Consider the following 14,750-nt stretch of genomic DNA (forward strand, 5'->3'; position numbering starts at 1 on the left):
CCTCCTGACCCAGCCAGCAGGTTGAATCAGATTTGCTCGCCTTTGGGAATCCCCTTTCGATTCAGACTCAATTCATCCCGCTCTAAGGTCGCGATCCCACCCAATTGCTGACTTTCGTGAGCCATTTGCATTAGCATCCGGCGAACCGCCAATCACCCTTTACGCCCCGGGGATGCTTGCATTTTTTCAAAGCATTCAGGCGGATAATTGGACGGGGGCCGGCTCAGGCTGATGCCCACGACTCTACAACCTCAAGAGCCAGGCCTCTACTTTCCCTTTGCCCTTGACTTCTATAGCGCCGCGCGGCTCGAAAACGAACTGGTCCTTAAGTCGCTCGTAGACGGCCCGCGTCACCTGAACCGCGTCGGGAATGCTACCTGATTCCATGCGGCTCGCGAGATTCACCGTGTCACCCCACAGGTCGTAGATGTACTTGCTTTTGCCGATGACGCCGGCCACCACCGGCCCGCTGTTGACGCCAACCCTGAGCTTCATCGGGACGTTGTGCTCCATGGCGTGCTCGCGGGTAATGTGGACCATGCGGATGGCCATGCGCACCATGCGCTCGGCGTGGTTGGCGACCGGCACGGGCAGGCCGCACACCGCCATATAGGCGTCGCCCACAGTCTTGATCTTCTCGATGCCGAGATCGTTGGCCGCGGCATCGAAGCGCGTGAACAGCCCGTTGAGAAACGTCACGACCTCCTGCGGCGGCATTTCCGATGTGAGAGCTGTGAAACCGACAAGATCGGCGAAGGCCACCGTGACCTCCGCGAAGCCGTCGGCGATCTTGTCCTCGCCGGCCCGCAGCCGGTTGGCGATCGGCGCCGGCAGGACGTTCAGCAGCAGCTCCTCATTCTCGCGGTTCTTGTTCTCGATGACGACATTCTTTTCACGCAGTTCCTCGACCATTCCGTTGAAAGCTGCGCACAGCTGGCCGATCTCGTCGCGCGTGCGCACTGGCACGCTGGCCCCGTAGTCGCCGGCAGCGAAGCGTTTTACTCCGGCAGTGAGCTCGCGCAGCGGTCCGAGCAGCGCGCGCGACAGCCACGCGGCGGTGGCGGCCACCACCAGCAGCGCCAGTCCCCCTACGAGCAGCAGATCCTGGCGGAGCCGGGCGATCGGCGCGAAGGCCTCGGCGCTGTCGATCTTGGCGACGAGGGCCCACTTGACGCCGGGAATCGCCAGCGGCCCCCACGAAGCGAGCGTCGGGACGCCACGGTATCCGATGATCTCGCCGGTACCCTCGACACCGGCCAGTGCCGCCTGGGTAGCCTTGGTGTCGATGCGCTGATGCAGCACCGGAGTCCCGTAACGCTGAATTGCGTCGAGCTCCTCGTCGTCGGCGCCGACGGACTTTAGTTCGGCGAAGTAGCCGTCTCGATTCTCGTAAAACGCCCGCGGGCCGGAGCGCACCAGATAATCGGGACCGACGAGATAGGCCTCACCCGTGTGGCCGAATCCTTCCTGCCGCCAGCGGCGACCGCCGGTCACGACGTCGTCGATCTCCTCGTTCGACAATTGCGCGATCAGCACGCCGATGACGATCCCCTGGTCGATCACCGGTGCTCCCATGAAGGCAATCGGCGCGCCGCCAGAGGGCGCATAAGGAGCGAAATCCTCGAGACAGACGGCCGATCGGTCGGCGCTCTCCGCGCAGCGGGCGACGACGGCGGCGGCGTTGGAGCGGCGGTACGGACCGAACTGGAGGGACGTGGTGAAGTCGGCCTCCTTCTGGACGGTGTAGATCAGGCGACCGGATTTGGGATCGGCGATCATGAAATCGAAAAAGCCGACGGTCGTAGCCGCGGCGCGCATCAATGGATGATACACGGCGTGCAGCCTGCTGTAGTCGCTCCCGTCGCCGGCATCGTCCAGAAGCTTGCGCCGCTCCGCCGGGTTCGGATTTTCCACAATGTAGTGATACTGCAGATGGTAGGGGGCGCCACCGACTGGCAGGTAGTCCGACAGGGCTGGTTCCCTGCCCAGGATGCGCGTCATTTGGGGAATGAAGTTCGCGACGTACCAGTCGCCGACCTTCTTCTGCAGTTCGGGCGGCACACCCGCCCGGTCGAGCTGGTCGACTGCGATCCGGAACTCGCGCGTCGCATCGACCACCATCTTGGAGGTGGCGAGCAGGCGCAGATCGGCCTGTATCGTGCGGAAGTAGGTTTCAACCTGGCGCGTCTTGGTCTGGCGGGCGGCCGTGAGCTGGTCGAAGACTGCCTTTTCGAGAGCATTCTGTGCGCGGAAGTAACCGAGCACCCCGGTCACCAGCACCGCGATAGCGCCGAGCAGGACGAGGGTTGTAAACAGCTTCGCGGCCAAGCCCCAGCGTGCGGGTCGAGATGAGCCGGTCACATCTGTAGAAGACATGACTCAACTCTGACTCGCAGAAGACCGCTGCCGCCTGGACCGATCACGCATGTGTTCATGCCTCCCTCATAGAAACATCGCGTCCAGCCGCTCGATGCTCCAGAACGCCGCGACGGTTCCGATCACATAGGCCGAAGCGACGATAGCTCGCCGCGGTATCGTGATGATGCGCCGTATCGAATGAACGGCGAGCAGGATCGCCGCGATGAATAGGAGCTGCCCGATTTCAACGCCGATATTGAACGACAGCAAAGCGAGCGGAATATCGCCGCGCGGCAGCCCAAGATCAACCAGGGCGCCGGCGAAGCCGAAGCCGTGCAGCAGGCCGAAAGCGAAGGCGACGACCCAAGGCCATTGGATGGTCAGGCTCGACTGCCCGCGCTCCATCCTAACGATTTCGGTCGCGACAAGCAGGATGCTGAGGGCGATCATTGCCTCCACCGGCGCCGACGGCAAAGTGACCCAGCCGATGGTGGCGAGAGTCAGCGTGATCGAATGGGCGACGGTGAACGCAGTGATCGACTCGACTATCTGTCGCCAGCCGCGCACGATCAACATCAGCGCGGCGACGAACAGGAGGTGGTCGATGCCGGAGGCGATGTGCTCGATGCCGTGGCGAAAATAGGTCGCGGCCACCTCCCAAGGGTTCTGCGTCGCGGGGAGCGCCACGTCGGGCGCGCTAGGGGTGAGCCGCTCGACCCATGTGCCGCCATCGGCGAACTCGATGCGCACCAGCGCGTCGGTCATGGTCTGCGATAGGCCCTCGATGCTCACTTTCTGGCCGGCGAGCGGTTCGATCGCTGCAATCCGCCACGTCTGAACCATGGCGTCGCCCGTCGCGCGCGACACCACCGGCGTCAGATTCTCGACCGCGCCAGAAAAGCGCGGCGAAAGTGCGAGCCTGAAGTCGCCCTGCATCGGTGTCTTGAAGGTTACGCTGAACTCACCCGGTTTTTCCTCTCGAAGGTCTAGAAACGCCGGGCGCATCTCGTGTGTCAGGGCCGGGGAGGCCCCAACGCATGCCGCAACCAAAAGCAATGCAGCGCGCCCGAACCGCAGGAGTAAGGCTAGGAAACGGACCGGACTCATCGCGACGCCACATCGGCTTTCGGGCCAGGAGAAAGCAGCTTCGCCACCTCGTCACCATAGACGACACCGTATTTCTCGCGCAGCCGTGCAATGTAGTCGCGGCTGACTTCGTCCTGGCGATCTCTGAGCCATTCGGCTGACACGGCCTCACGTGCCTCTTCGAAAGGACGCGAACCCTGTTCGTTCCGCTCGGAAACATTGATCAGGTGGTAGCCATAGCCGGACTTGAACGGGCCGGCCCAGCTTCCCGTTCTCGCGGCGTAGATCTCGCGCGAAAGCTCCTCGCCGAGCATCCCGGTCGCCTCCTGTTCCCCGAGGTTCTTGAACTCGGTGCCGAGCAGAAATCTGTCGCCGAATTCCGCCACGTCGCCGGCATTGCCGGCCTGGAGCCGTTCGAGCATATCGGCCGCATCGGCGGCAGCGTCCTTGCGGCCGTCCGGATTGAAATAGACCTGTCGGAAACTTGCCTTGCTTGCGACGCGGAACAGGTCGAGATTGGCTTCATAGTATTTTCTAAGATCGGCTACCGTCGGCTCGACGACCTTGGCAGTGTCCTTGAGCAGGAACTCCAGTTTCTGGGCCAGCCGGCGCCTGACAATCGTGTCGTGCTCTTCGAGACCCATTTCCCGCGCCTCGCGAGCGAATAGTTCCTCTTTTATCAGTTCAGCAATCAAGGCTTGCAGCTCCTGGCCATCCGGGGGACGCTGCCACTGGCCCTTGAAAGTTTCGGTGAGCCACTTCAGCTCGCCGTCGCCGACACGCACCGGCTCGATGCTTTTCGTCTGCTCTTCGCTGTCGCCAAGCCATGCAAAGGCAGCGAACAGCACGGTGCCCGCCACGACAAAATGCAGCAAGGGTTCATGAAAAAGTTTCATTGGGCGGCGTCCTTGCTAGCTAGGCGGTGTCGATGAGTTGGTGCCGCCTTGGCGAGCGGTAGGCAGACGCCTCTGGGCGTCTGCCTTGTCTTGATGCGTCGCTTCCTTCTTCAAGTGCCTGGCGTGCACCAGATCGGCGAGGTGTAGGCCCGTTCGGTGATGGTCATCGCCGTGCCTGGCAAGGCCTTTACGCCGAACCGCTTGACGTCGTAGGCGGTCCAGCGCGGGGTCGGGATCTCGATCACCCGTCCATAGTAGAAGGCCGGCTGGCTCGCGTCGAAATCCGGGTCCTCCCACACCGCGCTGAGCTCCGGGGAGCCGATCGTATTGGTCCAGCCGGCGTTCGCGGCATCCACAGTGTCGCCGACCGATGGCAGCTTGCCGGTACCCGCGTCGGGCTTCCGGTCGCCGGACCACGCCACGTCATAGACCTTCTCGTTCAGTTTGCCGTCCGCCTCCAGCCAGCCCTTGACGATCTGGTAGCGGTCGAGGTTGGCGCCGAGCGGATCTTTCAAGGCGGCGACCAGGAAGGTCGGTTTCTTGCCTTCAGGGGCTGCGCGAAGATCGCCGCCCATCGGCACGCCTTTGGTGTAGCCGATCTGCCCCGGCAGCCGACTTTGCGCATCCTCACTTGCAAACTCCCAACCGCCGAAGAACCGAACCGCCATGCGCGGGCCGGTGGTGGCGTAAGTTTCCTTGCGCTGCATGGCATCCCAGATCGATTCGCGGGTGTTGTCCTTGGCCCAGACGGCTGCGTAGCCGGAGGCGCCGACCTCCCAGTCCATGATTTTGACACCGGTCTGGGCATTGTTGACAAAGGTTGCGCCGATGCGTTCCGGGCTCGGCTCCTGCGGTGTGGTCTTGCCGAAGAAATTGTCCTCTTCCATCGCGGTCAGACCGGTGTGCGCATCGCTGCTGGCGACGAGGCCGAACTTGTAGGGGTTGGTGCCGAGCTCCCGCTCGAGCTTCAGTCCGTTCTTATAGGCCGAGCGGGCATACTCGAACTCGAGCATCTCCTTGGTCTTGGGAACGCTGCCGTCCAGATTGCCCTTGTCCCAGATCTCGAAACTGGCGAATTCGTCGTTCGGTGAGAGGAACGGATGCGACTCGCCGGTGCCCTTGGTCTGCGAGGTCTCGTAGAGCCGCTCCCATTTCGCCCGCTGCTCGACATATTCGCGGTCGACCGGCTTGCCGAACTGCTCGACGGTGGGGAACATCAGGCCGCTGCTGAGATTGCCGTTATGCGCGATCGCGAGCACATCGCCGCCGGTCTTCACTTCGTAGGCGCCCATCCATTTCCACAAATCGACCGGGTTGTCGCTGCCGTACGGCGGATAGACGGTGAACGGCTCGACCTGGCTCGCCCTGTCGCCATTGTCGCGGAATATGACGTTGCGGTGCAGATTGTTTCCGCCGGTGTTCGACGTCCACTCGAAGCCGATGAAGGCGGTGAAAAGGCCGGGATTGTTGTAATCCTCGGCGGCGGCGATCGTTTCCTGCCACGCGCCCTTGTAGGCGGGCGTGCCCGGGAAATACATGATATCCTTCGGGAACGTCCCGTGCGAGAAGGCGACGATGATCTCGATCGCCGCATCCGCGCCTTTGCCGGACTGTATCATGTCGTACCATTTCTTGCCGGTAGGGTCAGCCAGCACCTCAGGCTTGCCGGCGAACAGATCCGGGAAGAAGCCCATATTGTCGGAGTGATCGGCGACCACGAGAAAGTCGAGCGGGCGGGAAAGCTTCACCGGCTGGCCGGTGGACGAGGTAACCTCCTCGCCCCTGGCGAAGCGGTAAGCGTCCCGCGGTGTCAGCTTGGCGCCGAATGCGCCTGCGTCCATAGAAAACGCGGTGTGCAGATGCGTATCGCCGAAGAATGGGCGCGTCGGGAAGTCGCGCTCCGCGTATGGCGAGTAGGCCGGCGGGTGATGGTGCGCGGCGTCGGCTTTTCCCTTGTCCAGGGCCCCGGCGTCCTGCGCAATCGCCGGAAGCGCGAAGCCCATCAGGCTTGCTAGTGCCGTCCCGTACAGCAATGTCTTCGTCATGGATTCCCTCCTGAAGGTTGAACTGCGTCAATGATGAGCTGGGCGGCAGGCGGCATCGCCGCATGGCTCGCTCCCCACTTGGCAATAGGTTGGCCTCCGGCGTGTCGATAGGTGCCGATGAAGTCCGACTTCTGCTTCTCGGATCCGTAGAAGCGAATGAGGCCGCGCTCGCCGGCCTCGCCGACAGCCAGCCGGCCGAGCGCGATCTCGCTGATGACAGCCTCGCCGGTTACTAGAACCAGATCGCCCGGTTCGGCGGAGGCAACATGGACCTTGGCATGCAAGCCATCGGCGCTCGGCTCGAAGCGGGTCCAAAGCACCGGCTCGACAAGGACAAGGGAAAAGGCTGGCTGCGATGGCTCGGATGAAGCGGCGCGGAGCAATTCGGCGAACCCGGTGAGCGCCGTCCGGGTCACGCGAAATCGCTGCCCGAACAAATCTGTTCCGGCCCGATTGAAATTCGCCAAGGGCAGCCGCCGCGCCGCGACCTCCCGCGATATGGCACCGATGACATGAAGCGAATCCGGATAGGCCCAGTTCAAAACGCCGCGCGAAACCGACTGCGGGCTGTCGTAGCCGCACGCGACCGCTTCCGAAGAGGGAGCCATCACCCCCGCCATCAGGGTTAGCCAGACAACGCCGGACTTTCTCAACGCTAGAACTCTCATAGTGCTCCCACCTAATAGGAAGGTCGCGTCGTCCAGCCGGGCTGGCCGTTCCGAGGGGCTTTGCCTGCCCTTGGTGATGCTCGCGCATTGTTCGGCGGCACGGAACGTAATTAACTGTATCCTACAGGCGGAATTCGTTGGGGTGGGATCTCATGGGCCACACCCTCAGAATTTCCGAAGTGATCCAGGTTGGAAGGAAAACCAGGCGTGAACAAAATGCAGGCCCAGTGCGGCATGGAGAACAACCGTCGGCCACAATAGTTTCCGACCTGGGCACCTTCCGTCCTGAGATAGGCGAGATAGATGGCGGCAAGGACGTTGTAGGTCAGCATTCCCGCCAGCGGCGAGCTCCTTCCCTGATCCTGCCGGCCCATCCAACTACTTACTGCCAGCGCGAGCAGCGCGACGCCGGTGACGCGGGCGACTGTCACTCCAGTTGTCCGCAGACAACTAGAACGCTTTTCTCTCAGTCGGCCACGATCTGCCAGGTGTCATCCGGGTTGAAGCGATCGATGTATTTGACGATCTGCTCGGTGGTTGGGCCGAGGTCGGTCTCGTAGACGACGCCGTGCTGGTTGACGGCGAAGGTTTTTGCGCCTGTCTCGCCGTATTTGGCAGGCCAGGCGATGAGGCCGAAGCCGGCGATCATGTTGCCGTTGATGACGTAGTCGTAGGCGCCGCCGGCGATATGGTCGCCCTGGCCGGTCAGAAGCTTGTACTTGTAGCCGAAATAGCCTTCGCCCTTGGCCGCATCCTCAAGCTCGGCCTGATCGATATTGCCACCGGCCGGGCTCTCGCCGTTGATGTCGTCGGTCGGCCAGTAGAGACCGTCGGTCGCGCCTTCCGAGCTGATCAGTTTCTGCGCGAACTCCTCCACGCCATCCTCGTCGCGGTCCTGCGACGCATAGTCCTCCTGCGCGTCGACATAGGCGCGCATCGTCTCGATCGCGGTGAGCTCGTTCTCGCCGACATACCGGTTCACGATCTCCTCGAGCCCGGCATAGGTGTCGAAAGCCCACTTACCGTCCTCACCCTTGACGATCGGAAAAGGCAGCGGCCACAGCTTGTCGCCGATCTGCAGCGTGCGGCGGTCGTCCTCGCCATCGACGACAAGCTGCTTGGCCACACCCTCCTTGATCGCCGCCAGCGTCTCGTCCGAGTTCTCGTCGGCCTTCAGCTTTTCCGCATCGAGGCCGAGAAGGGCCGCAACCGCACCGTTGCCGGCGTCGCCCAGTGCCTTCTTGAACGCCTCGACAGCCGCTTCCGGCGTGTCGAAGACGGGCGGCTCGGCGGCGGCCGCAAACGCGGTGATCTCCGGCGCCTCCGGCGCATCCTGTGCGGCGGCTGACTGCGGGACAGCGATGCCCACTGCAAGCGCCACGGCGCAGACAGAGCGGAGAAGGATTGTACGCAAAACTCCCCTGTGACGGGTGGTGCTGAACATCTGTGTCATGACCCTGTCCTCGCGTTCCGTTAACGCTGGCGTCCGCCACTGGGGCGCTTGATCTGCTTGTGGCCGCCGCCACGGCTGCCGCCACCCATCGATTGGTGGCCGCGGTTGGAGCTGACCTTGGTCGCCTTGCCGCGATCGACGTTGCCAACCCCCGACGGTTTGTTCGGCCGGTTGTCGACCTTGGCCGCGGGTTTCGGCTTGCCAGCCGGGCGGTCCACCTTGGCCGGCTTCGCCGCCGGGCGATTGGCGGTAGGCTTGGCCGCAGGTTTCTGGATGTTGGCGGGCTTGGCGGGGCGGGTCACGTTGGCGGGCTTGGCCTTCAGCCCGTCCAGCGTGCTCTTGCGGATGTCTCTCGTTGCAGCCGTCTTGCCAGGCACCCTGTTGGCGAGTTTGTCGTTCTTCTTGACGTCGCGGGCGCGGTCGCGGATGGCGTTGTCGCCGTCCTTCTCGATGCGGTTCTTGATGTTGTTCTGGTCGAACTTGTTGAACTGGTTGCGGTCGATGTTGATCTTGTCGCGGTCGATGTTTTTCCAATCCACGTCGTTGAAATTGATCTTGCCGTTGAAGTCGCGGTTGTTGAAGCAGTTGTTGCAGTCGATATCGATGTCGTTGCCGTCCCAGCCACCGCCCCATACGCCCCAGTCGTCCCAGTCGACGGCGGCGGCCCAGATGGCGCCGGTCACCGCCCCGGCGAAAAAGGTCGCTCCCGGATACCAATAATTGGGGTAAGGATCGGGATAATAGCGGATCGGTTCCCACACGTAATCCGGCTCATAAAACATCTGCGGCGGATACTGCGGGACGTAGATCACGTCGGGGCTCGCCGACTTGATGACGAAATTGTCGTTCTCCTTGACCACCTGGATCTTGTCGTCGGTCTTGATGACGCCTTTGGCGACCGCCTCGTCGCGCAGCTGCTGGATGGCAACCAGCACGTCCTTCTGCTGGTAGGCAATGGCGTCGCCGAGCGCCTGCGTCCATTCGAGGTCGTCGCTCATCATCTTGACGATGTCCGGATAGTTGAGCAGTGACACCACGGAGCCGTCCCAACTCTCCTTCGGCTTCAAACTCTTGTCCTTCTCGTACCGCTCGAGGAAGCGCGCCGCCTCGACGATCTCCAGCGGATAAAGCGCAGCCGCCGTAATCACCGCGACCAGCTCGTCCGGATAGAGCGCGATGCGCGCGACCAGCACCTCCATCTCGTCGGCGCTCAACGGCTCCGGCGAGGCCGCCGCATCGCCGGATGGGTCAGCCGCCGCGACCTGTTCTTGTGCAAAGACAGGATGCGCCGAACCAAACCCGGCAAGCAGTAGCGCCAGCGCCGCAGCGCCGACCTTCAACATATCATTGCCCGTCATGCTTCGATCCTCCCTGTCTGTCTCGGCAAAGCCTTAAGGCCGGGCTTTTTGCAATATTGTCACGTTCTGCGTGCAATGCAGCGGAACCCCAGATGGCACGTTGAGGTGTCGACGGGCTGCGCCATTCGGGCGGCCGGACGGTAGCGCCGGCAATAGCTGGGCGCGCAAAGATGCGATCCGCCTTTCATCACCTTGCGTGGGATTCTGATCTGCGGCTGCCGTGGATCGAGGCTGTCGTCCCGTTTGGCACCGCGGGGGTTGTCAACCGTGCAGCACGGGCTGTCGATCTTGCCGTGTTCCTGGTACCAGTCCGTGGTCCACTGCCAGACATTGCCAGCCATGTCGTAGAGGCCGTAGCCGTTGGCGGCAAAGGAGGCGACGGGTGACGTCCCCTCGTAGCCGTCCTCGCAGAGATTCTGCCACGGGAACTCGCCTTGCCAGATATTGGCCATGTGTCGGCCATCGGGCGCCATTTCATCGCCCCAGACAAATTCGGCCGCGTCGAGCCCGCCACGCGCCGCGAATTCCCACTCGGCCTCGGTGGGTAATTCCTTGCCTGCCCACGATGCGTAGGCTTCGGCATCCTCAAAGTTCACATGCACGACCGGATGGTCGGCCAGCCGCTTGATCGAACTCGCCGGCCCGCGCGGATGGCGCCAATTGGCGCCGCGAACGTACACCCACCAATTGTAATGATCGCGAAGATCGACACGCTGTTTGGCCTTGCTGAACACCACCGACGATGGCGCCAGCATATCCGGCTTCGCTCCGGGATAATCGTCGGGATTTACGGGACGTTCGGCCGAGGTGACGTAACCAGTTGCGTCGACGAAGCGAGCGAACTCGCTGTTAGTGACGGTGCAGACGTCCATCCAGAAGCCGCCCACTGTCACCCTATGCGCCGGGGCTTCTTCGGGATAGTGCTTGTCCGATCCCATGAGGAATGTACCGCCAGGAATCCAGACCATGTTCAGGGACGGCTCTTCGACCTGTGTAGATTGGGCCTGGCGTTCCACAACTCGACTCATCGTCTTGCTCCGAATCCTTACTTCTCGAAGGCGAACACCCGGTTCCAATCCTTCTTCATATCGACAACCGTCCAACCAGAATCGGCTGCGGCGTCGAGACCCTTGTCCAGACGGCCGATGCTCGACAGCCGGTCGTAGGCCCATTCGCGCTCCGCGTCTGTATGATGGACATAGAGGCAGAAGCGCGGGGCTGGTCCGGCGCAGGTCCATTGCAGCATCTGCAGATCGCCGTCGGAATTGCCGAAGGCCGCGATCGGCCGCCGCCCAATATGCTTTTGGATGGCCACCGGCTTGCCCGCCTTGTCGTCAATGAAATCGACTTCCGGTAGTTTGTTGAGAACCATCTGGTCCCCTTTCAACTCGAATTTCATTTTGCCGCTGCTGCCGATCACCTGCTCGGGGGGAATGCCGTAAACCCGCTCGCTGAATACTCGCACGAACTCGATACCGCCGCCCGAGGCTATGAATGTCTTGAAACCGTTGGCGCGCAAATAGTCCAGCAGCTCCAACATCGGCTGGTAGATCATCTCCGTGTAGGGTTTGCCTGTCTTCGGATGCTTGGCGCTCGCAAACCAGTCGCGGACGATCTGTTCGAACTCGTCGGTGGTCATGCCCGAATGCGCGGCCATCACGATCTCCAGGATCGCGTGTTCTCCGCCAGCTAGCGCCGCTTTCACATCGCCCTTCAACAGCGAGGCAAAGGGCTCCTGCGTGCTCCATTCGGGATGTTGGGGAGCGAGCACCTTGACCCGGTCGAGCGCGAACAGAAGCTGAAAATACATAGGCTGTTCGCCCCACAGCGTCCCGTCATTGTCGAACACCGCGATGCGTTCGGGGACAGGCACGAAATCCGCCGACTCTCCCTTGGTCACGCTTTCGACGAACCGCACGATGGATTGCTTCGCCTCGCCTTCGTTCCATGACGCGAGTACTTCCGCGCCTTGCGCGGAAGGCGCAATCGCCATCAACAGAACAAGGGGCAGCAAATAGCGCCTGGCGGCGCGAGCGAGAACGGTCATGGCTTGACACCTTTGCTTTCTGTAATTTGAGCGGGACGGTGTTCGATCAGCAGCGTCCAAAGCCTGCCTTCCCCAAGCGCGACGTTGAGTTCCCTGGATGCCAGGTATGGGATCAATATCAGCAGCATGATCAGGCTTGTCGCGAGCGTCTGCGGCAGCTTGTCTCCTCCGAAATCAGCGAGCGAAGCGGCGATCGTTCGCCCGTGAACCAGCCCGACGACGACCTCCTCGACGACCGAGAGAACGAGAAGCAGGATCAGATAGAGTGAGGCCTTGTAGGCTATGACGTAGACTACCCTGCTTCGACGCCGGTCGCCCAATCGGATCATGTGTCCGAGCATTATGAACTTCGCCAGGATCAGTGCCTTGATGGCCGCCAGCCCTGATGGCAGATAGCTGATGCCCTCGTCGCCAAGGATCGCTGTCTTGTAGAGAATGAGCGCACCAAAGCAGACGAATAGATATACTGATAGCAGCGCATACTCTCGCAGCTCCTGTTTCGCCCTCTGGGCAATGGTCTCGGTCGAAGGATTGTTGTTCGCTGTTGCCATCGGCATGTTACTACTGCCTTCAAAGGAACCGGCCGCCTCGTGAGAGGGCCGCAAGCGGAGTGTCGCGGCCTTTCCAATACTCGCGGACAGCATGCTCCGGCCTGCGCTGGTTCGAGCGGCGGGGGGGCGGGGGGCCCCCCCCGCCGCCGCTGACGAGAGCGCCTATTGCCCTGCGCGTTGCTTCATGGCGTCCTCGATCTGTACTTTCACCGCTTCGAGGTTGAAGCTCGCGCCCGCCTGCAGGGGTGGATATTCGATTGCCGTCTTGGCGAGCTTGGCCACTTCCTGCTGGACGAACACGAAACGCCAGAACTCGTACACGAACCAGCCCATGAAACTTCCTTGAGCGCCCTCCAATGTTCCGTTTTCCGGATCGCCAAAACGCTCGAACGGATCGAGGCGCAGGTTTGTCAGGGCCGGCGCGTTAAGCTTGTTCTTGACGCCAATCCAGCCGCTGGGCTGATCGATGAAGCGATACTTGTAGTCATCGATGCGCACCGCGCCGAGCGTGCTTTCGCCGAAATAGAATATTTCGTGACGGGCCGAGGGTCCCTTGCCGGTAATCAGGTCCAACTGGTTGTAACCGTCGAGATGGTTCTTGTAGGTCCGCTCGCCGATCTGCTTTCCTTTCAGTAATTCATCCTTGATGTTCGGATTGCCTGCTGCGGCAACGAAAGTGGGTAGCCAGTCGAGGCCTGAGACGATGCCGTTCTCCACCTTTCCGGCAGGGATTTGGCCGGGCCATCGCATTATTGCCGGCGCGCGGAAGCCACCTTCATAGATGGTGCCCTTCTGACCTTTGAAGGGTGTGTTGCCGCCGTCGGGCCAGGTGAACGTCTCGGTGCCGTTGTCGGTCGTGAACAGGAAGATGGTGTTGTCGCCGACGCCCAGATCCTCGAGCTTCTGCATGGTCGCGCCCACGATGTCATCGAGTTGGGCCATGCCCGCTTCTTGCAATGACCACCCATTCTCCGAATTGCGCATCGCCTCGTACTTCGGGGATAGGTGCGTGACGATGTGCATGCGGGTCGGGTTGAGCCACAGCAGGAACGGCTTGTTTTCGGTCTTGGCGTTGTCCAGGAACTTGAAGGCGAGGTCGCGAATTTCGTCGTCCACGGTTTCCATCCGGTCGGGATAGAGCGTCCCGACGTCCTCGATCCTCTGCTTGCCGACCTTGCCCCAGCGCGTATCCACAGTCGCATCGTCTGTGTCGGTCGCCCAGCTGTGAACCATGTTGCGGGGGCCGACCGTATTCAGCAGCTCCTGCGGATAGCCGGGGTGAGCCGGGTCCTCCATCGCATCGAGATGATAGAGGTAGCCGAAGAATTCGTCGAAACCGTGCACCGTCGGCAGGAACTCGTTGAGGTCACCGAGGTGGTTCTTGCCGAACTGACCCGTGGCATAGCCCATTTGCTTTAGGGCCGTCGCGATCGTCATTGCTGCGGCTGGCAGGCCGACCGGGGAACCGGCTTGGCCGACCGTGGTCATGCCGGTACGGATCGGAAGCTGGCCCGTAACAAAGGCCGCCCGGCCCGCCGTGCAGCTCGCTTCGGCATAATAGTCGGTGAAGAGCATGCCTTCGGCGGCAAGCTTGTCCAGGTTCGGCGTGCGTCCTGCCATCATGCCGCGATGATAGGCGCCGATGTTCCAGATGCCGATGTCATCCCCCATGATGACGACGATGTTGGGCTTCGCGCCGGCTGCTTGAGCTTTCGCGCTAGTGGATATTCCGGATGCGACCGCCGAAATGGCGAGCACAGATCCTCCGGTCAGCAAAATGTCGCGCCGGTTCGGTTGTCGGTCTGGATTCGCTTGCTTGTCACTCACCTGACGTCCTCCTTTGATTGTACCGCTTTTCCAGGATGAGCCGAGTTTTCGGTTCCCCGGCATGCTCCGCGTTCTGTCGACGAGACGAACTCGGAGCAGGACGCTTCAGCCATGCCTTCGACAAAATCGTCCTTCGTGAGGTTTGCCTATTGCCGCTCGGGGCGGAAGGTAATTAACAGTAACCTACAGGCAGAATCCGCCCGGTTCCATCGAAAGCGGGGCTATCCAGGATACGGTCTAGCTCGACGGGACAAATGACCGTAGGGAGATCCAATTCCCGGCGCCGATATATCGCGCAATAGCCTTGGCTTGGATCGGCAAGACATTGCGGGTTCTTTGAGGACCGCTGCCACAAGCGTGTCAATCTCGGCCATCGCCGGATACAAGCTGCACCGAGCAACAGTCCGACTACGTAACTTACATACTGATACTGGCACCATCAAAAAGACTATGCGCATTCT

Annotated in this window: 12 protein-coding genes; all 12 read right to left on the reverse strand. The window is 61.7% G+C overall.

The annotated features are described in order from the left end of the window. Positions 1–243: 243 nt before the first annotated feature. The 12 genes from NKH36_RS09610 to NKH36_RS09665 all read right to left on the reverse strand — a co-directional run bounded on the left by NKH36_RS09610 (position 244) and on the right by NKH36_RS09665 (position 14,289). Complete coding sequence (locus tag NKH36_RS09610; RefSeq protein WP_352961539.1) at positions 244–2,376, reverse strand: adenylate/guanylate cyclase domain-containing protein; 2,133 nt, start codon at positions 2,374–2,376, stop codon at positions 244–246. Between the two features lie 66 nt (positions 2,377–2,442). After that, complete coding sequence (locus NKH36_RS09615; protein ID WP_352961542.1) at positions 2,443–3,363, reverse strand: HupE/UreJ family protein; 921 nt, start codon at positions 3,361–3,363, stop codon at positions 2,443–2,445. A 98-nt stretch (positions 3,364–3,461) separates the two neighbouring features. Continuing rightward, positions 3,462–4,340: a peptidylprolyl isomerase gene (locus tag NKH36_RS09620; RefSeq protein WP_352961545.1), complete on the reverse strand. Its 879-nt coding sequence runs from the start codon at positions 4,338–4,340 to the stop codon at positions 3,462–3,464. Positions 4,341–4,450: 110 nt separating this feature from the next. Then, the gene (locus NKH36_RS09625) at positions 4,451–6,385 is read right to left on the reverse strand and encodes a DUF3604 domain-containing protein (protein WP_352961547.1); all 1,935 of its coding nucleotides are present in this window, start codon (positions 6,383–6,385) and stop codon (positions 4,451–4,453) included. Beyond that, positions 6,382–7,053 carry a hypothetical protein gene (locus NKH36_RS09630; RefSeq protein WP_352961550.1) on the reverse strand — a complete coding sequence of 224 codons (672 nt, stop codon included), beginning with the start codon at positions 7,051–7,053 and terminating at the stop codon, positions 6,382–6,384. Before NKH36_RS09630 ends, NKH36_RS09625 begins: the two co-directional genes overlap by 4 nt. Before the next feature lie 110 nt (positions 7,054–7,163). Beyond that, a complete protein-coding gene (locus NKH36_RS09635; RefSeq protein ID WP_352961553.1) occupies positions 7,164–7,484 on the reverse strand; it encodes a hypothetical protein in 321 nt (106 codons plus the stop codon). Positions 7,485–7,519: 35 nt separating this feature from the next. Beyond that, positions 7,520–8,497 (reverse strand): DUF2950 domain-containing protein, encoded by a 978-nt coding sequence (locus tag NKH36_RS09640; RefSeq protein WP_502912008.1) that lies wholly within the window; start codon positions 8,495–8,497, stop codon positions 7,520–7,522. A gap of 29 nt (positions 8,498–8,526) precedes the next feature. Further along, a complete protein-coding gene (locus NKH36_RS09645; protein ID WP_502912009.1) occupies positions 8,527–9,849 on the reverse strand; it encodes a DUF3300 domain-containing protein in 1,323 nt (440 codons plus the stop codon). Positions 9,850–9,923: 74 nt separating this feature from the next. Then, complete coding sequence (locus NKH36_RS09650) at positions 9,924–10,892, reverse strand: formylglycine-generating enzyme family protein (RefSeq protein ID WP_352961562.1); 969 nt, start codon at positions 10,890–10,892, stop codon at positions 9,924–9,926. Positions 10,893–10,909: 17 nt separating this feature from the next. Next, positions 10,910–11,911 carry an HAD family hydrolase gene (locus NKH36_RS09655; RefSeq protein ID WP_352961565.1) on the reverse strand — a complete coding sequence of 334 codons (1,002 nt, stop codon included), beginning with the start codon at positions 11,909–11,911 and terminating at the stop codon, positions 10,910–10,912. Then, positions 11,908–12,462, reverse strand: coding sequence for a hypothetical protein (locus tag NKH36_RS09660; protein ID WP_352961763.1), 555 nt, complete (start codon positions 12,460–12,462; stop codon positions 11,908–11,910). Before NKH36_RS09660 ends, NKH36_RS09655 begins: the two co-directional genes overlap by 4 nt. A gap of 162 nt (positions 12,463–12,624) precedes the next feature. Beyond that, positions 12,625–14,289, reverse strand: coding sequence for an arylsulfatase (locus NKH36_RS09665; RefSeq protein ID WP_352957612.1), 1,665 nt, complete (start codon positions 14,287–14,289; stop codon positions 12,625–12,627). Positions 14,290–14,750 lie beyond the last annotated feature (461 nt).

The organism is Mesorhizobium sp. M1312 (assembly GCF_040318115.1).
GTDB lineage: Bacteria > Pseudomonadota > Alphaproteobacteria > Rhizobiales > Rhizobiaceae > Mesorhizobium.

Coding starts and splice junctions, on each gene's coding strand:
- NKH36_RS09610 (WP_352961539.1), bottom strand. CDS start 2,376: ATGTCTTCTACAGATGTGACCGGCTCATCTCGACCCGCACGCTGGGGC.
- NKH36_RS09615 (WP_352961542.1), bottom strand. CDS start 3,363: ATGCGCCCGGCGTTTCTAGACCTTCGAGAGGAAAAACCGGGTGAGTTC.
- NKH36_RS09620 (WP_352961545.1), bottom strand. CDS start 4,340: ATGAAACTTTTTCATGAACCCTTGCTGCATTTTGTCGTGGCGGGCACC.
- NKH36_RS09625 (WP_352961547.1), bottom strand. CDS start 6,385: ATGACGAAGACATTGCTGTACGGGACGGCACTAGCAAGCCTGATGGGC.
- NKH36_RS09630 (WP_352961550.1), bottom strand. CDS start 7,053: ATGAGAGTTCTAGCGTTGAGAAAGTCCGGCGTTGTCTGGCTAACCCTG.
- NKH36_RS09640 (WP_502912008.1), bottom strand. CDS start 8,497: ATGTTCAGCACCACCCGTCACAGGGGAGTTTTGCGTACAATCCTTCTC.
- NKH36_RS09645 (WP_502912009.1), bottom strand. CDS start 9,849: ATGTTGAAGGTCGGCGCTGCGGCGCTGGCGCTACTGCTTGCCGGGTTT.
- NKH36_RS09650 (WP_352961562.1), bottom strand. CDS start 10,892: ATGAGTCGAGTTGTGGAACGCCAGGCCCAATCTACACAGGTCGAAGAG.
- NKH36_RS09655 (WP_352961565.1), bottom strand. CDS start 11,911: ATGACCGTTCTCGCTCGCGCCGCCAGGCGCTATTTGCTGCCCCTTGTT.
- NKH36_RS09660 (WP_352961763.1), bottom strand. CDS start 12,462: ATGGCAACAGCGAACAACAATCCTTCGACCGAGACCATTGCCCAGAGG.